Source organism: Alkaliflexus imshenetskii DSM 15055 (assembly GCF_000517065.1).
In the GTDB taxonomy this organism is placed as follows: domain Bacteria; phylum Bacteroidota; class Bacteroidia; order Bacteroidales; family Marinilabiliaceae; genus Alkaliflexus; species Alkaliflexus imshenetskii.
The window spans coordinates 1,380,903-1,402,275 of the sequence record NZ_KI912105.1 but is presented as its reverse complement, the minus strand read 5'-3'; the positions used below and the strand labels follow the sequence as shown (position 1 = coordinate 1,402,275).

At 45.9% G+C, this 21,373-nt stretch carries 1 protein-coding gene; it reads left to right on the top strand.

Translation table 11 applies throughout. The features are described from left to right. Positions 1 to 342: 342 nt before the first annotated feature. Positions 343 to 21,372 (top strand): PKD domain-containing protein, encoded by a 21,030-nt coding sequence (locus ALKIM_RS19830; RefSeq protein ID WP_026473791.1) that lies wholly within the window; start codon positions 343 to 345, stop codon positions 21,370 to 21,372. Position 21,373 lies beyond the last annotated feature (1 nt).

Sequence of the window (21,373 nt, the reverse complement as noted above, 5' to 3'; positions counted from 1 at the left end):
AGGTGTTTTATTGCTTTTTCTACATTTTTGATAAAACGCAGCTTTATTTTGACTAAATGCGACTGATTTCTTATTTCATAGTTTAGAGATAATTATAGTCGGTTGATGAGATAATTCTCTTTAAATTTTGTTTTAACACCGTATAAGCTAACATTTTTTGATAGATTTGCGTATCAATGTAAGCTGTATTGTTTGGTTTTGGCACTCATTTTCTTTAATTTACGGATTGTGCCGTTTTTTAGCCATGGATGCGAGTGTCTCTGCAGGTTTGTTACCTGTTAATAGTCAGCCATTTCATGCACTGCAAGCAGCGTTACATTATACTATTAATGTGTTTTGCTTATGAAGCCTGGATTTCTACGCCTAAAAAGTTTTCTATTATTTATAGCTGCGGTTTTGGTATCGCTGCATCTCCAAGCAAATACCAATCATACGCGAACAGCGTGTGGCGGTGGTATTATTACGAGAGATTTTTTGTTTTCCGGTGTGGCAGGTGGGCACACAACTCAAGGTACTTGGGAGGATCGAGCAGGTCTTACATTTAACTATCTGCCAGATGGCAATTTCTGGATATCCGGCTTTGTTCAGGGACAAACCTACACACTTAAATGGCGTCGGAACCCCGGCACCTTGCACACATTTGTAGTTACCGTTCCGGTTAATGCAGATCCATATCAGTTGCGCAATGCATTGGGTAACACCAATGACGTGCTGTTGTGCAGTGGGCAGAATCATAATTTTTCGATTAGCAGCAGCAGCGGTACTACCAGCGCTACAAATTATGCCAAATATCGAAGGGATGTCTCTACCAATGTTACAACCCTTGTCTCTGCAACTGATTTAAATGCTACTTACAATTTCACTTATCCGGTTGGTTCCACTTCGGCTTACGAGGTTTTTGCCATTGCAACGCACACGGTATCCGGCACAACTTGTTTTAGTCAAACCAATGGTATAAATGTATCGGCAGAGAATATTGTTCTGCAGGTAGTAGGTGGTGGTTCGGTATGCGGTAACCCTACACCAAACATTACATTGGAGGTTATACCCTACGATGTTGCACTCACTTATACGTGGAACAGAGATGGAGCACCAATAGGTTCAGGTCCCACTGTAAGTACAGGCGGGCAGGCCGGAAGTTATACTGCAAGTGTAAGTGCATGCGGTCGAACATTGTCTTCTGAGCCGGTGGTAGTTGCCAATTATGGCTTAAATGCGAGCATTAGTCCGGCCGGCGATATTGCCGTGTGTACCGATGCGACATCATTGACAGGCATTGGCTCATCGCCCTCTGCAGGAGCTTTGGATTACGTTTGGTTATACAATGGTTTTCCTGGCCCTGGAAGCGGAAGCGGCTCTACAAATACCATTAGTACAAGTAATCCGGGTACTTACAATTTTAAAGTGATAGAGCAGAGTAATCCGCTTTGTTATGCCATTTCGCCCGCTGCCAACCTAAATATGGTTGGCTTTGATGTAAATACTTTTGCTGCAAACGGTGTTACCAACTTCTGCGGAACCATCACACCATCGTTGGATTTAAATGTGGTAATGACCGGAAGTACCGGTCCCATTACAGTAATTGTATCCAATATTACCAATTCAACCTCGCAGACTTTTACTGTCAGTAGTAATACAACCACAACTGTGACCATGCCTGATTTAGCTGGCAATGCAGAATATCGTATCACCTCAATCTCAGGCGGTGGGTGTGCAGCTCCGAGTGAACTATTAACCTCCCTGCCATCTGTAGTTTACACACGTCAGCCTGATCCACTTGTATTTAACCTTACAGGCGATCCGGGCGGTTGTGCAGGTTCCACTACTGTTATTGGATTAAGCGGAAGCCAAACAGGAATCAGATATACTTTGTTGCGCAATGGATTGCCATTGGCGCCATCAGTTGAAATAGACGGCAACGGCGCTCCTATAGCCAATGCCTTCTCGGTTAGCAATGCCGGCATTTATACAGTAAGCGCTCAATCAGGAAGCTGTCCTCCGGTATTGATGAATGGCTCACGCCAGATATATAATGTTCCGGTTGATGTAAATCTTGTAAATACAGGATTGTTTTGCCCTTCGGGAGAGGTTCGACTCAGTACTTCCTATACCGGAACCACTTATTATTTATATCGGAATGGCACTGCAACCGGTGCTTCACGAAACGGCTCCACCGGAAATCCGGTTACTTTTGGTAATCAATCCATACCTGGAATATACACTGTATGGGCATCAACAGGAGGTAATTGCCTGTCTGAGATGAGCGGACAGTTAATTGTTCAGGCGCAACCTTCGGTTTATAATTTATCAGCCAACAAGTTAAGCTATTGTTCTTCGGCTCCACTCTCAGGCGTTACCCTAACGTTGAATGGTTCTGAGAATAATGTAAACTATCGTTTGCTGCGTGATGGCGTAATTGTTTCAACAATACCAGGTGACGGAAATCCAATTCAGTGGAACAACCAGGTTGCCGGCGCGTACACAGTGCGCGCCTCCAACGAAGGAGGCTGTGACATACAGATGAGTGGTTCTCCAAATATCACCATTGCACCGCTTCCAACAGCAAATATTTATGTGGCTTCTGCAACCTTCAGACGATGTGAAGGAACTGCAGCTGATTTCCGGTTGGGGATTACGCTTACCGGAACTGCGCCATTCTCATTTGACATTGTGAACAATGCCGGACTGCCAGTAATACAAGTTATTAACCATCCCTCAACCATATTTAATCCCATCTCTGTTACCCCCGACCAGACTGTGACCTACACCATCGCCAATTTACGCGATGCCAATAATTGTGAGGTTGTATCGGGAACAGGGTTTGCTGAGTTCTTTGTGGATCCGTTGCCATCTATCACCTTCAATCCTGAGAATCCGCGTGTGTGTGCCGGAGGGGCTCCGGTAGCCATTACTGCTCAAGGAGCAGGCTTTGGTGGTTCCTATCAGTGGAGCGACGGACTTGGCAATAATCAAACCATTACTGTTTCTCCTCCTGTAACCACTACATACAGCGTTACAGCAACCACGCAGTTTGGCTGTAGTGCCAACCGACCGATAACAGTAACAGTGAATCCGCTGCCAGTTGTAGATTTTGCACCTCCCGGCAACGACTATTCCGTATGTCAGAATGGCGGAATCATTGCTTTGACTCCGGTTCCGGCAGGTGGTAGCTTTTCCGGTACAGGAATAATTCCTGCTACATACAATTTTAATCCGGGAGCTGTTGCTCCGGGAACACACAACATTACCTATACCTATCAGGATGTTAACTCTTGTGTTAATTCAATTACCAAACCAATTGTTGTAACAGCACCTCCTGTTATTAACATTTCTGGTTTGGCTGGCTCCTACTGTGCCAACGATGGCAATGCCCTTATCACCGGAACGCCAACCAATAACCGTGGTGTTTTTCAGTTGGTAGGCCATGCTCCCGGCGCCATGTGGAACGACAATGGCAATGGCACCATGACCTTGTCTCCATCGGGAATTGTAAATTCTGGTAGTGGTCCGGGTGTTTATACTGTAAGATATACATATACCGATTTGAATGGATGTGTGTCCACAATGGATCGGGTTACCACCATTCAGGAAGACCTCAATGATGTGGTGAGATTCAGTGGTTTACCAACCACCACTTGTCAAACCAATGCAGCTATAACACTTCAGGCTTATTTTCACCGACCACCTGCTGCCGATGCAGACATCACAACCAATGACGGTGTTTTCTCCGGCTCTGGTGTTACGGATAATGGCAATGGTACTGCAATCTTCGATCCTTCAGTGGCAGGAAATGGGCTACATACTGTTAATTACAATTATCGTGATCCCATCACAGGTTGCAGGGCAAGCTATTCTCAGCAAATACAGGTAGGTACCACTATTTCAATTAACGGATTAACCAGCAATGTATTCTGCTCAACAGACGGCGCTCAAAATTGGTGGGGTACACCATCCACAGGGCGAATGGCCATCTATATCAATACATTTGATCCTGCCAACCTAATAGCTGAGAAATTTAATCCGTCGGCTGGCGATCCGTTTGTGTTTACGCCATCGGCCTCAGTTCCCGGTACGTATGTGCTGGTTTATGAGCATGTTGACGCAAGCGGATGTAGCAATGCGTTTATCGAGACCATTACTGTTGAAGCCGTTTTGAATGCTACATTTACCACTTCAAATGGTTTCACACAATTTTGTCGTGATGCTTCTCTTGTAATCTTGCAACCATCAGCAGGTGCTTCGCCCGGAGGATATTATTCAGGCCCCGGGGTTTCCGGAAACACCTTTAACCCTGCTGTTGCTGGTGTTGGTGTGCATACCTTACGCCGCACAGTAGCTACGCCCTCTTGTTCGGATGTAAAGGAGTTGACAGTTACTGTCATTGGTTATGAAACCATTTACATCGACAATCTGGCAGATGAGTATTGTGAAAACGGTGTTGGCCCCTTCAGAATAGAAGTGAACAATCCCGGTGAGTCAGGAGCGGTTTATACTTTGTCATCAACTACCAACGCCATTGGTCGTTCGCCATTGTATGTGGTTGATGGGGGCGGGGTAAGAACGTATCTTTCATCTCATAATGCCGAAGTTGCATATTTTGATCCTGCTTATGTGGGCATCGGTTCCTATTTTGTAACTTATCGTTTTGATAATACTGCAAACAATGGATGTGTTACAGTGTTTACCAAGCAGGTGAATGTGGTGGCTGCTCCCGATGTAAACTTTGGCGGCCTTACTGATCCTGTAAACTACTGTCAGGATGGCGGTTTGGTGGAACTCGAAGGCAGTTTTGTCTCTGGCGGCCTTACAGGTTCGGGCAACTACTCAGGAGCTGGTATTGACAATGGTACGCCTGATGATGGACGTGCTACTTTTAACCCGATGCTGGTAACTCCTGGAAATCATCCTGTTACATATACCTATGTAAATGCAAATGGGTGCGTAACATCACGCACAAAAACATTTACGGTGCGTCAATCGCCAGCAGTATATGAAATTACACCTAAAGTTGCATTTGGGGGTTATTATTGTAGTGGAGGATCAGGTATTGTAATCGGTGTGGAGAATTCACAGACCGATGTGAATTACCAGTTGATACGAAATTTAGATTTTTCAGCGCCTGTGCAAACAGTTGCAGGATCAGGTAATGCAATCGCGTTTACTGCTGTTACAACATCAGGCGATTACACTGTGCGGGCGATAGCTACTACCGGAGGTTGTACATCCCTAATGACGGGTGTGGTTGAAGTGCGTGAGAGTCAGGTGGCAGCAGCCATCAGCACCAGCCATGTGACTTGTAATGGTGGCAGCAATGGTCAGATTACCATTCTGGCTTCAGGAGGTGTAGCGCCATATACATATAGATTCTCAACCGATGGTGGTACCACCTTTACCAATCTGCCATCCAATGTTATCAGTAATCTTACTGCAGGTACCTATCATATACGGGTTGTAGATTCAAGAGGCTGTGAAACACCATCATGGGTTTCAGTTGTTATTGGGCAGCCTGCTACGGCATTGACACTTGCAACATCATCTGTGGCAACAGGTTGTATGCCTTGCGTTACAGGAGTTGATTGTGAAGGGCGCGCATCGGTTACAATTTCAGGAGGTATTCCGTTTATCGATTTGGTTACCTATCCTTCGGGGTATGCGATTGAATGGCGTAATGCTGCCAATGTGATTGTGGGTACAGATGTTTCCATTTTGAATCAGCCCCCCGGATTTTATACTGTCACAGTTACCGATTTTAATGGCTGCGTAGCATCTTCTGTTATAGAGATTGCACAAAACCCTGTTATTTCGTTAACTGAGACGTTGGCTTCGAGGGTAAATATTGTCTGTAATGGTTCATCCACCGGCGTTTTCGAGGTTGTGGCCTCTGGTGGAGCAGCTACCGCAATCTATCAGTTTTCCATTGATGGCGTAAATTGGCTGGCTCCCAATGTGGGAACTACTGGTCGTAGGTTTACCAATTTGCCAGCAGGAAGTTATGATGTTTGGGTGCGCGACTCTAATTATCCGCGATGCACTTATGCACTTCCATCATCTATCGTAATAACTCAGCCTACAGCTCTGTCTCTGAATGTGGTTGATACCCAGATGAATTTGTGTCACGGTAACAGCATTGGAAGAATTGAAGTTTTGGCTCAAGGCGGAGTGGGTCCTTATCAATATTCTATAAATGGTGCTGCGTGGGTGGCTTCTCCATTGTTTAGTAATTTAGCCGCAGGTATTTATAATATCAGTGTGCGTGATAACAATGGTTGTATTTTTAGTGGTTTGCCTCCTGTGGAAATTACTCAGCCTGCCAACCCAATTCTGGCACCGGTTAATATTGTTCAGCAAATAGCGTGTCATGGAGGGAATGATGGAATAATTAGGGTTACCCCATTTGGAGGTTCTGCACCATATCTATATTCCTGGCAACGTGTTGGCGATCCAATCTGGACCAGTACTGCTCAACAACCTGAAGGCCTAATTGCAGGTACCTATCGGGTAAGGGTTACCGATGCCAATGGTTGTTATGTGGATAGTGAAAACGTTACCCTATCTCAACCTGCATCAGCAATTACGGCAACTATTCCGGTGGCCACAGTTAATCACGTAAGTTGTAATGGAGCGGCAGATGGTAGCTTTCTGGTATCTGTAACACCTGTAGGTGTTTATGAGTATAGTATTGATGCAGGTGTAACCTGGCAGGCAAGCAACCAGTTTTCAGGTTTAAATGCCGGAACCTATAATGTCTCCGTACGCAATAGCTCTGGTTGTACGGTTTTTGATGCCACTCAAGTAACTATCAATGAACTGAATGCCTTATCTGTTGGTGTAGCAGTAACGCCAGTGACTTGTCATGGCGAAAATAATGGCAGTGCTTTGGTTACGGTTACCGGCGGAGAGTTGTCAGGGACGGTTAATTATGTTTTATACAAAAGAAATAATTATGGAGTTTGGACTTTGTCCGCAGCAGCGACAAAAACAATAGCTCCTTTTGACACACATACCTTTTTAACACTTACCGGTGGAGAGTATCGTGTTCAGGTGACTGACAATCAGAGTTGTGTATCTGTTTATGATTTTGTGGTGCCTCAACCTGATGCATGGACAGTAGATTATGACGTGTTTAATGTTAGTTTGGCCGGAGGCTCAGATGGAAGAATTTTAATAAACAGTGTATCAGGCGCATCAGGTCCTTATGCTTTCGAGCTGTACAATCATACAACAAGTGTACTTATAACTACGCAAAATGGTAATGCTACAGCATTTAATGGATATGCCGCAGGCACCTATCGGGTAAGAATAATTGCTACAAACAATTGCTATACTGAGATAATTGTCACAATCACCCAACCTGGCGATTTGGTTGTGTCAACCACCACGTCACCCGTAGTTTGCACCGGTGATGCATCCGGTTCAATATTTGTGACCATCACTTCCGGCACAGCGCCTTATAGCATAAGGTGGCAGGGCGTGATGCCTGATGGCGCACCCATTGACCAAACTATCACTACGGTGAATGGCAATTATACCATTGGCAATCTCTATGCTGGTAATTATTTGGTTACCATTACCGATAACGAAGGTGATTTGGTAACCCGAAATGTGACAATTACTGAACCGGCTTCGTTGTCACTACTTTTATCCGCCAATGATGTGAGTTGTTTCGGCGAAGGTGATGGTTCTATTGATTTCGAAATAGTTACGACAAGAGATGTGGCAATAGTAGATGGTTATCGAACCATTTGGTCAGGTCCGGGAATTTCCATTGATAATACGTATAGTAATCCAAATGTAAGAGTGCTTAATGACCTCAACAGAGGCATCTATAATGTTTCTGTTGTTGATGGCAATGGATGCTTGTTTACATCCAGTATTCAAATTGAAGAGCCTGAGGAGATTAAAGTAACTTTAGTGGCCAAAACCAATCTGACTTGCTACAATGCGGGTAATGGCTCAATACAAGTGTCGGCATCAGGCCGCCCGGGTGGTACCGTCTTCAACTATGCCTGGGAGCGATACAATTCAGGTCCTGTCAATGAAGACTCTAGTTGGGATCCTTACGCAGGAACCGTGAATCAACCTGTAATAAATACGCTCCCGGCTGGCGTTTACCGGGTGCGTGCCACAGAAGCCATAGCCGGTGGATGCTCAGGTGTTTCTTTGCCGATAATTATTGCACAGCCAGACGAGGTTCAGTTATATCGTATTGGAGCTGTTCAGCACATTAACACTTGTAATGGCGATGCAAATGGTCTTGTACATCTCGGCGTTAATGGCGGCGTAGCGCCTTTTGTATTGCGATACGGTACAGTTACCGAATCATGGAATGGAATAGGTGCTTTTACGGTTTCCGGTCTGTCAGCTGGCAATTATCTTTTTGAGATTACCGACGACAACGGTTGTTCTGACACCCATACTGAAACAATTAACGAGCCTCAACCTTTAGTGGTTTCCAATTTTGAATATGGTATTGAATGTGACGATTTAACCAGTGGCTATGTATCATTCGAGGTAACAGGAGGTGTTGTGGTTGGTGCTACCAACTCATATCGCGCGCTTCTGGTTCGAAATGAGAACAATCAGGTTTATTATAACGGATTGTTGGCCAGCGCAGTAAATGCGCCTTTGCCGGTTTCTCTTATCGAAGGTTCTTATACCATTCATATTTTTGATGCCAACTCAACCAACAGTTCGGCCTGTAAATTCGAGCGTGTTTTTGAGATACGCAACGTAAGGATTCAGGCCGATATTCAAGAACCACAATGTATTGGGCAGGATAATGGCAGCATCACGCTAAATGTCACAGGAGGATCAGGGAACTTTGCGTTTGATTGGTATGGCCCTGATGGCTTTACTGCTACTACAGCCAGCATAATCAGTTTGCGACCCGGTACATACAATGTGCGTGTTACCGATAGCAATGAAGGGTGTTATATTGAGCACGAATATATCATCGGTTATCAAAATACACTATTGCTTACCACCAGTGCATCACATGTTACATGTTATGGTGGTTCAAATGGCAGCATCACTGCCAACGTAATTGGTGGTGTGGCACCTTACAATTATCTGTGGGAAAAGTTTGATGGTACCAGCTATGTGCCATTAATCAACAGTCAAACCCTGAGTAATCAGACCATAGGCACCTACCGGGTTGTTGTTACGGATAGCAATGGTTGTCAGGTTTCTGAAGAAGATATTGAAATAACCCAGCCTGTCGATTTTACAATTGATGACATCATAAATGTTGCAAATGTATCTTGTCAAGGCAGCGCCAATGGTAGTTTTACTGTTGTGCCAAGCCGGGCAGGTAATTTTGAATACAGCATAAATGGCATCAACTGGCAGGTTTCGCCAATATTCACCAATCTGGTAGCCGGTGGTTATCAGGTGTCGATGCGCGATCGTGACAGAGCAACTCCTGATTTCTGCGCCAAGCCCAACATCAGAAATGTTGAGATTACTCAGCCTGTCGCATTGAGTCTGAGTCTCACATCAATAACTTCTGTTGATTGTTTTGAGGGTAATAATGGAGCAATACAAATTAGTCCTTCCGGAGGCACTGCGCCATATTCTTATCAATGGTATCGAAAAACTTCAACAGGAAATATTCCGCTAACAATTGGTTCTGTTAATCCTGCTTCTGGCTTTTACGCCGGTGAGTATCTGGTTAGAGTAACCGACGATAATGGATGTTTCATTTGGTCTGATGTGTACACTGTTACAGAACCTGTATCTGCTCCCGCCATTACCGTAGTAAGTAATCAGCCGGTTACATCAAATGGTGGAACTGATGGCAGTATCACAATTAGTGTGACAGGGGGTACTCCGGGATATGGTATCACTTGGTATGGTACAGATGGTACTACAATCATTGCAACCAATGTAACCTCTGTCTATAATTTAACAGCCGGAATATACCGGGTTGTTATTACCGATAGCAATAACTGTATACGAGATAGGGAGGTAACTGTTAGTCAGCCTGATAACGCACTTTCTCTAAATTACGTTGTAACGCAACCGGCACCTTGTTCCGGCGCCGAAAATGGCATCATTGAATTGGAGGCCGCAGGTGGATTACCACCTTATACTTTTGAGTTGTTCCGATATCCAAATACACCAATTCCTGCACTTACCATTTCAGGTGCCTATGCCACTTATAGCAATCTTAGTCCGGGCTTCTACGAAGCATTTGTGACCGATGCCAATGGTGTGGTGTTTAATCAAAGGGATATCGAATTGAGTAACCCGGTTCCCATCGAGCTATTCCTCTTTAATAAAAGCAATGTAACCTGTAACGGAGAACAGGATGGTACAATTACCTTCCGAGCCGAAGGTGGCACAGGAGGAGCTTTTGAGTATGTGGTGTTACCCGATAATGGAATGGCAATAACAGGCTCTGTAGTTGCCGGAGTAGATATGGCTTTGACCGGCTTAGATGCCGGACTTTACACCATCAATGTGACCGATGGTGCCGGATGTTATCTGGTTCGCACTTTTGAAATCACGCAACCTGCACCAATTGTTATAACAGGCGTCGTGAACGATGCCCTATGTGCCGGAAGTTCCGATGGCCGCATTCAGGTGGCTATTTCAGGCGGCATGGGCAGCGGCATTCCTTTTGAATACCGATGGCTAAGGGATGATGGCGGCATGTGGGTTGTGATACCGGGAGAGGAGTCCAATCTGCTTCGCGATATACCGGCCGGACGATACAAAGTAGAAGTGACAGAACTGGCTGGTGCTTCGTGTCAGTCAGAGTCTGAAGTATTTGTTGTGGGTGAGCCTTCCCAATTGGTAGTTACAGCTTCGCCCTTTGAGGTAAATACCTGTCCCGGTGACAACAGTGGCCGTATTGAAGTGACGGTTCACGGTGGCGTTGCACCTTATGTTGTGAATAATGGGGTTCAAACACTGTATGGCAACGGCCCCAGCTTTGTATTTAATCAACTTTTTGCGGGTCCTTATGCAATTGTAGTTACCGACCGCAATGGTGGCGGTTGCCAGGAGGTTCGCAATGTAACGCTGGGAGAGCCCGCTTCTGCATTGTTAATGAGCGTTTTCAATAAAGGCGTAACTTGTTTGGATGCAGCATCTGAGTCCGAGCAATTCAATGTCTCATTTACCTTAAGTGGCGGTGTACCTTCTTCAGGCGGATTATACAGGCGTCATATTCACGTTGTTAATCTTGTCACATCTGCTGTTAGAACAAAAACTGTTGAAGGCGTCGTGTCTGAGCTTGTTAATTTAGATGATATGTCACTTCCAGCCGGCCAATATCGGATGACGGTGACAGATCTAAATGCACCCGTTTCAGCTAACTGCGCTGCAGTGGTTCGTGACTTTGAGCTGACTCGAATAAATGTGACCAATTCGATTATCAACGCTTCATGCCAGGGAGCATTTAATGGTTCTATTGAGTTGACAGTAACCGGCGGGTCAGGCAACTACAGCTATTCATGGAGTAAGACAGGTGATGCAACTTTTAATGTGTCTACTCAGGATTTGAGCAATATATCTGCAGGTACTTACACCGTTGTGATTTCTGATGTTTCAGAACCATCACGTTGTGTATTGACCCGTATGTACGAGGTTGGAAATACCAAGACATTAACGCTTGAGTATGCGCTGGTTCCGGTTAGTTGTTTTGGAGGTAGTGATGGAGCCATTCGCATTACCGGTGTGGCCAATGCGGCTCCTGGTGTACAATATTTCTGGAATGGTTCATCTGTTGCAGGTTCTAATGAATTAACGGGTCTGGCTGCCGGTGACTATTCTGTTGAGGTGGTAGATGGGTCAGGATGTTCCGTAACGGGAATATTCACGGTTACCCAACCGGCTTCATTGGTTTCGTTTACGCTAGATTCTTCTTTGGATTGCGCTACTGACAGACGTTCCATCTCTGTTGAGAATCTGACAGGAGGCACTGGCCCGTTTGTATCTTCGTCCTTTGCCTGGTCAGGTCCCGGAACATATACGCGCAGCACCGATGGACGAACCATCTCTGGCATTACTACAGGTGGTGTTTATACACTCAAAGTAACGGATGCTCGTGGTTGTTCCACCATTGAAAGCATCAATATAAACGGAGCAATTACCTTGAGCACCGAAGTGGGGCATGTGGTTTGCAATGGTGGCAACACCGGAAATATCATTCTAAATGTATCGGGCGGCAGTAGTTCTCTGACTTATTTATGGAGTCGTGATGGTGAACCTGCTTTCTCTCGCACAACCAAGGATATTGGCAACCTTGCTGCTGGTAGATATACTGTGGTTGTTACAGATCCATCTCAGGTTTGTTCTGCAGGCGGAGTCTATACTGTCACAGAAACTGTTGATGTTATTCAGCCTTCAGCGATTGCCGTGGTTGGAAACATCACACACAATGAGTGTGCCGGCGACGCTGCCGGTCGAATTAACCTACATTCAGTCACTGGTGGTACAGCGCCATACTCCTTTGTTTGGACCACAGGTAATGGCTCAGGCCTCGACATAACTTCCAGAAACCAATCAGGCCTCACAGCTGGCACCTATACGGTGGTGGTTATCGATGCCAAAGGTTGTGTATCGGCTCCGGTTTCATTTACTGTAAATCAACCTGATCCTTTAACACTTACACTGGCTGTAGACAATACCAATTGTAGTAATCAGAACCGGATTGAAATCATCTCTCATGGAGGAGGCGTTGGTCCTTATGAGTTCATTTGGGATGGTCCTGGTGCTTCGGCTGGCACAAGTCTGCTAAAAACCAACCTGCCTGGTGGTACCTACACCATCACCATGGTGGATATGGGAACATCTCAACGTTGTAATACCAGCCGTATAGTTGAATTAACTAAGCCACTGACGGTTACAGCATCGGTGCTGCCTGAAACGTGTCTCGGATCCAATAATGGCGTCATCACATTGGATGTTTCGGGTGGTACGCAGCCATATAGTTTTGTCTGGGCTGCGGCTCCGGGTATCGTTACCTCAGATCGCAATCAGGCTGAGCTGCCGGCAGGCAACTACAATGTGAGAGTTCTTGATAGCAGAACCGGTGGAGCGTGTCATGTTGATTTAAACGTTGCGGTTCCATTGTTGCATAACATACAACTTCAGGCGGCTATTGACAATGTAGAGTGTTTCGGAGAATCCACAGGTGCGATTTATTTAACTGTTCAAAACGGGTCCGGTAATTATACTTATCAGTGGACAAAAGGTGCATTTAGTGCATCCACCAGAAACATTACCAATATCCCCGCAGGGGATTATACTGTAACGGTAACCGACCAGGTGTTCGGTTGTACCATGACAGGTGTTTATACCGTTGAGCAACCTGCGAATCCTATACAGATTTCGGTTGTTGACATTACACCAAACCTTTGCCGTAATGACAGGAATGGAGCCATTGATATTTCTGTTTCTGGCGGCACTGCTCCATACAACTTTTTGTGGACTGGGCCGGGGAACCTAACAGCCTCCACCAATCAAAATCAGGCTGGACTTGCAGGAGGCAACTATTTTGTTACCGTTACGGATGCTTGGAATTGCGTAGTGTCAAATTTTGGGCCTATAACGGTTCCTGAACCGGCTACTTCAATCACCATCGATGTTATTGAGGTGACTCCGGTCACCGCCACAGGTGCCAACAATGGCACCATTCAGGTGAATGTATCCGGAGGTACTGGTTCTTATGTTATTTTATGGTATAATGAGGCCGGTACTTTAATACCCTCTTTAAACAATCTCACTTTTGCTTCAGGTCTTGCAGGCGGCAATTACCGTATTGAGGTTGAAGATACGAACGATTGTACGGCCGAGACAACTGCCTATGTATATGAACCCGGACAGGTGCTTGGTCTTTCAATACAGAAAGAGCATGTAGGCCCATGTTTTGGTGAAAACAACGGAAGAATATTTGTGACAGTTACAGGTGGCGAGTTGCCATACCAGTACATCCGTCTTTATAGTGGTGTCGGTATAGTAGGAGAGGTCACAAATGCCAACAGCCACAATTTCTCATCTCTACCTGCTGGTGATTATACTGTTGAGGTAAGAGACGCATTTGGAAATGTGTTAACCGCTCCGGTACGCATAATTGCACCGTCAGCACCACTTTTGGTGACGGCTAATGTGACGCAGCAAGTTGAATGTCGTGGCGCGGCTACCGGTGTTATCACTGCACGTGTAAGCGGTGGTGTGCCTAACAGTAGTGGTGATTACCAATTGTTACTAAGCGGTGGCCCGTCGGGCACTTCGCAGACTGTACTCGTAAAAGCCAATACGGATTATCTGTTCAACAATTTGCCCAAGGGCGTTTATTCGGTACGGGTGATTGATGACAGCAATGTAAAACGTGTGCCTGCCGGAAGTATTACTTATGCCGAAGGTTATGGCAACGGACAGTTTCAGTTAGGCTCCGACTGCTCTGCCATTCAGGAAGGACTTATTGTGATGCAGCCCGAGGCTATTGTAAATATCAGCGTTGAGCCCGGAAGTGAAGAGATTTGTCAGGGTGAAAGACCGCGATTGGTAATCTCTACCAGCGGTTGGACTTTCCCTGCTCCTTTAACCATCACGCTTAACAACGGGAATTCATTCAATGTTACCAGCGCTACACATGTTTATGACGTGGCAACTTTACCGGTTAACCCGGTTACTACTTACAGCATTGTAAGTGTGATGTCGGGATCGTGCTCCAAAGGCACTGGCACCGGCGAGGCTATTGTTCAGATGAATTCATTGCCCACAGCATCAATTTCCGGCAACGCCCGAATATGTGCAGGCGAAACTGTGCGTCTTGATGTGGTATTGACAGGTGTTGCACCTTGGCGTATCGAATACAACGATGGTAACGGCAATGTGTTTGTGGAGAACAACATCATGAGTTCACCGCATTCATTGTTTGTTCAGCCATCAGTTAGCTCAACCTATAATCTTGTCTCTGTTCAGGATCGCAACTGTACCGGTACTGTTTCCGGTAGTGCACCCGTGATTGTTGAAGAGTCTACCTCCGTTGGATTTGTTGGAACTGATGGATTCAATGAAATTTGTCTGGGTGATCCATTTACTTTACGTTTTGGTTTTGATGCGACTTCCTTAGGGCCATGGCAGGTAACTTATAGCGAGGTACGCCTGCAAAACGGACTACCAACAGGAGCTGTGACGCAACGAACGATTTCTGTTGCTTCTTCCATGCTTAATACCAATCGCGAGTACGAGATTGATGTAAATCCTTCTAATTCCGTGCGGTACACCATCCTGTCAATTGTCAGCAATGGTTGTTCTGGTACAGTTATCGGGCTTCCAACAGACATACTTGTTAGAAATAAACCTTTGCTACCGGGAGCTATTGTTGGTAACATTGAGCCATGCCAAGGCAGTACGAATATATATACTATCCCTGCACTTGATAACGTGAGCCACTATGTATGGATTTTACCTGATGGTAGTCAGGTTGTCAGTACCAATACCATAACCATTCCGTTTGCAAGTGATGCTTCTAATGGTCGTTTGTATGTTTACGGTGTTAACGACTGTGGCGATGGACCAATGCAGTACATCGATATTACGATGTTACCATTGCCGGATACAAATGGGTTAACCATACAAGGAAGTCCCAATCTTTGTCAAGGGGCCGAGCGCATTCCGTTCTATGTGGATGCTGTACCTTATGCCGATGAATATATCTGGACAGTACCAGATGGTTGGGTGGTTGATGGAAACGGCAGTCGTCATATTCTTTTAAATGTACCAGCAAATTTGGTGAGCTTTACCGGAGTGATAACTGTTACTCCCAGAAATGGCTGCGGTAACGCTGCTACACCATTGCATCATACCATTCAGGTGCGTCCCAACCCAATCGCCAATGCTGGAACGGACCAATTGGATTTATGCGCGGATGCCACCACTATGAGTGCAACACTGCCTGCCGGAGCCACTGGCTCCTGGAGTGTGGTTTCAGGCTCTGCTCTAATCAGCGATACCGAGCGTATATCCCCAACAGCTAATGTCACCAGCATTAGTAGGGGAGATGTGGTACTCCGATGGACCGTAACATCTGACCTATATGGTTGTACCGCTTCGGACGATGTGGTAGTGCGCAACAATCAGCTCGCTGTTTACGCCACTTCCGATCACACATCTGTTTGCAATGGCATTTCGGTTGTCAGAGGTACGCCTCCTGCTTCCGGAGTTACCGGCTCATGGAGTGTGGTATCACCTGTTGGCTCACTTGCGCAGTTTGATAGCTACAGCAATGCTGTCACCACAGTTCGCAATCTTGCACCGGGCGAAAACCGTCTGTTATGGACCCTCAATCAAAACAATTGTAATAGTTCTGCCGAGGTTATCGTGATGAACAATCAGGTACCACAAGCTACCATTAATGGTCAAGTTTCTCCGGCTTTATTAGATTTACCTTGTGGCGATAATCAAATTATACTAACGGGGAATTCTCCCGGTTTGTTTACTGGCAGATGGACAGTAGCACAGGGCATTGGTCATATACAAAATGAGAACAGCGCGGTAACTCAAATCACTAACATCGGTCAAGGTGTCAATGAGTTTGTTTGGACAATCACCAATGGTGAATGTAGCTCTTCAACCAGCATCATCATCCGCAACAACAGGTTGGAAGTTTTTGCCGGCGCGCCTCGCACCATTTGTGAAAATCAAGTAACCTTAGATGGTTCAATTCATTCAGGGCCTGGAATATTTGGCGAATGGATAGCCCCAGCGGGTGTTATTTTGTCAAATGGCACCAATCCAAAAGCAACCGCCTCTAATCTAAGACCAGGAGACAATCTGTTTGTATGGCGAGTAACCAAAAATGGTTGTGTAAGCGAATCATCTGTAGTAATTACCAATAATGCGCCAACACAGGCTGCCGTAGGCGTTGATTTACGCATCTGTGGTGAATCCACGCAGTTGTCTGGCAATTTGCCTGTAGAAGGTACCGGACGCTGGAGTATTGTGTCGGGTAGTGGTGACTTCGGTAATGTGAATCAGCATAACACGCTGGTGAACAATGTCGGTATGGGCGATAACATTTACCGCTGGACCATAAGTAAGGGTATTTGCACCTCAAGTGCCGACATTAAAGTTACTAACCGAAAAGTTTTGGTTGATGCTGGTAAAGATTTCGTTACCTGTGATCGCATCGTGACGCTTAGTGGTAGTCCTGTGCCTGCTGGAATGACTGGCCGTTGGCAGGTTGTGTCAGGTGGTGCAACAATACCGGCTGCCAACATAGGGAACAATATTGTTACTGTGGGTATCGATTATGGCTCTAACACTTTCCGGTGGACAATCACCGACAATTCCGTATCCGGCAGTCCATGTGTATCATTCGACGAAGTAACCGTTTACAATAGCACACCCGGCAACGTTGGAATAATTGGTGGTAATCGTACCGTTGGTTCTGAAACCATACTTGAGGCTTTAGAACCATCTGGCAGTGCTACAGGTTATTGGGAATTGATGTCTGGCGGAGCTACCATCGAAATACTATCCAATTTATCGATAAGAGTCACCAACCTTCGCCGCGGCGAAAATACTTTCCGTTGGACGGTTGTAAATGGTGCTTGTATCGATTATGTTGAAGTTATTGTCACAAATGGTGAGGTAATACAGGCAAATGCCGGGGTAGATCAAGTTACTTGTGACAATTTTACCCGTCTGGAAGCCAATGATCCACAGGAGGCTATTGGCGAATGGTCAGTTGTATATGGTAGCGGAAGTTTCGAAAACCGATTCGATCGTCGCACACGTGTTACCAACTTAAGACCTGGTGATAACATTTTCCGATGGACAATCAGATACGCTACCAGCTTCACTTTTGATGACGTTACAATTACAAATAATAAACCAGACCAGGCCAATGCCGGTCACGACGATATCATCTGTGAAAGTTTCACCGAACTACGTGCCAATACGCCCTCACCGGGAATGGGTGTTGGTCGCTGGGAACTGATTGATGGTGGCGGTACTTTTAATCCGGATTTGCCACAAACCATGGTAACCGATTTGGCAAACGGAATCAATCGCTTCCGATATACCATTACAAAAGGAACAGGGCCTAATGCTTGTGTTTCAAGTGATATTGTGACCATCACCAATGGCTTGCCAACACCTGCAGATGCAGGCGTAGGATCCGAAGTAGCGATATGTACCGATAGATTCCAGCTTAAGCCCAATACGCCAACATTTGGCGTGGCTTCATGGGCGCTTGGCTCGGTTGGTCAGGCTCGTTTCGAAGGCAACTGGGTTTACGATCTGGCTCCTGGTCCCAATGAGCTTATCTATCGCATCGCTACCGAGCATTGCGTGTCCGAAGATGTTTTTGTAGTACACAACAACAAACCATCCGATGCTTTTGCTGGTATTGATCGCAATCTCTGTGTGGACAATGTCCGACTGGCAGCTTCTACTCCAATACATGGTACTGGAAGATGGGAACGTGTAATTGGGGCAGGTGAAATTGCAAATATCAACGATCCTGCTTCACATGTAACCGGGTTGGCAAGAGGTGCGAATCACTTCAGGTGGACAGTTACCCGTGGTGAATGTAGTTCTGTGGACGAAGTCGTAATTAATTACAACCTTATTGATGCCAATGCGGGTGAAAACGAGATTATCTGTACAAACTCCACACAACTTATGGCATCCAATCCATTGCCAGGTGAAGGTACATGGGGTGTTCTGGGCGGTTCAGGTTCTGCGAACTTCGCCGATATTACGGATCCATATACAACTGTTACCAATTTGGATCAGGGTGACAATATCCTTACATGGACAGTTAATCACAAAGGTTGTGTTTCTGTGTCACAAGTTGTTATTACCAACAACAGCCCCACATTGGCGCATGCCGGGCCCGATCAGGCTTTGTGTGAACCATCCGTAATTCTGGCGGCAAATGTGCCTGTAGTTGGTCAGGGACAATGGACTATCCGTAATGGTGGTGGCGACTTTGCGCTGAACCCGGCCTCTACCGATCCAACCATGACACCATTAACGGATCCTTCCGCCGTAGTGAACAATCTCAGGTTTGGTACCAATATTTTCCGTTGGACCATACGTAACGAGGATTGTGTCTCTTATGATGATGTGGTGGTGGAGTTTAACAGGATTGAGGCGGATGCCGGATATCCAAAAACGATATGTGCCTCTGAGGTTATTCTTGAAGGTAATAATCCGTTGCCTGGTGTAGGCTCGTGGTCAGTTCCCGGAGGACAAGGAGCTGCTTTATTCGACGATCCTTCATCCTCAACAACACGTGTACGCAATTTACGCCGCGGCGATAATACGTTGCGCTGGACCATCAATTACAAAGGCTGCGTAACTCATAAAGATGTCATAATTACCAACTCTCTTCCGAGCGAGGCTTATGCCGGAAACACACAAATACTGTGCTCTGACGAAGCCATTCTGGATGCAACCAACCCTGCAGTAGGTACTGGTAGCTGGCGCGTTGTTACTGGTTCTGGCTTATTCGAGTCCGACACCCAGCACAATACAAGGGTTACTCAGCTTGGTCAGGGCGACAATGTGTTTGTTTGGACAACCGTAAATGGCTTGTGTACGCTCGAAGATCAGGTTCTTATACGTAACGATAGGCCTTCGGAGCCGTATGCTGGCGCCAATTACGAAGAGGTTTGCTCCAATACTTTTGAGCTGAAGGCAGCGCTTCCCGATTACGGTCAGGGCATGTGGAGTATCATTCAGGGTGGCGGTTTGATTTCCGAACCCACAAATCCGCGCGCTGTAATCAATCTGCTGAATCAAGGAGAAAACAGACTTCGCTGGACTGTCTCTTCCGGTAACTGTTCAAGGTTTGCTGAGGTTGTAATCAATAACAATACACCTACCACAGCCAATGCCGGACCGGATATCAACGATTGTAAAGATTGGCACGTTTTGGATGCCAATACGCCTGTTGTTGGAACCGGAAGGTGGGAGCGTGTAAGTGGAAACGGCGTGTTCGACGATGTTACCAATCCAAAATCGGCAGTACGAAACCTTGGTTTTGGCGAAAATGTTTTCCGTTGGGCCATTACAAACGGAACATGTGTTACCTCCGATATCGTTCGGGTGTTCAACCGTATTCCCGATAAAGCCTACGCTGGTTCTGATCAGGTGATATGTGAAAATTACACCAGTCTTAATGGCAACGACCCCATTACCGGAACTGGTATTTGGCGCGTGGTTAAGGGTAAAGGGACCTTCGATAATCCTGGGGTGTTTAATACCATTGTGCGTGATGTGGGTTTTGGTGAAAATATCTACCGTTGGGAAGTGGCATACGGAGAATGTCATACTTTTGATGAGGTGGCTGTTGTGAGTCATAAAACGCACGCCTACGCTGGCGAAGACCAGATTGTTTATGAGCCTTGGGCTGTACTCAATGCCAACAACAGCGGTGCACTTGGTGGTCGATGGAGTGTGGTAGGTACAAGTCCTGCTGTTTTCGATGATGCCGACTTCTTCAATACTGTGGTGCGAAATCTTAGTGAGGGTATCAATACCTTCCGTTGGGAGATTGATGTAAATGGTTGCGTAGTTTATGATCTGGTTAGCATCGATTATAGGGTTGTTCCCGATGCCGGATTTATAGTTGATACCGATGAAGGATGTTATCCATTGCGAGTGCGATTTACCAACTACTCTGTTGGTGGCACCCAATATTTGTGGGATTTTGGTGATGGCAACACATCGGCTGATCGCAATCCAATACACACCTTTACCCGTCCGGGAATCTTCACTGTGCGGTTGATAGCCCCGGGACCCGATGGTCTCGATGGCGTCTCTACGCGTAACATCGTTGTACACGATCATCCAGTTGCCGATTTTACCGTTAACCCGCAGCTTGTGTATGTGCCGGGAGATAAAGCTCGTTTCTACGATCTTTCTACCGATGCCGTCTCATGGTTCTGGGACTTTGGCGATGGTCGTACCTCCATCGACAGAAATCCATCTCATCAGTATTTAGATGAAGGTGTTTTTGATGTAACGCTTATTGTTACCAACAGATACACCTGCGTAGATACACTGGTTGTGCAAGGAGCTATAATTGCAGAACCACAAGGGTTTGTTGTGTTCCCCAATGCGTTTAAACCGCGTCCAGGTAGTGACCCGAGCGTAGGTGTTGATCCTTCTGCCGAATATGTGGTAGTCTTTAAGCCTGCCTATAGAGATGTGGATCATTTCAAAATGCAAATCTTTAATAGATGGGGGCAACAAATATTTGAAACAAATGATATTGATAGAGGGTGGGATGGAATGCATGATGGACAACTTGCTCCTCAGGCGGTATATATTTACCATGTTACCGGGCAATACATCAATGGACGTGAATTTAGGATTACCGGAAGTGTATTGTTGGTGCGTTAAT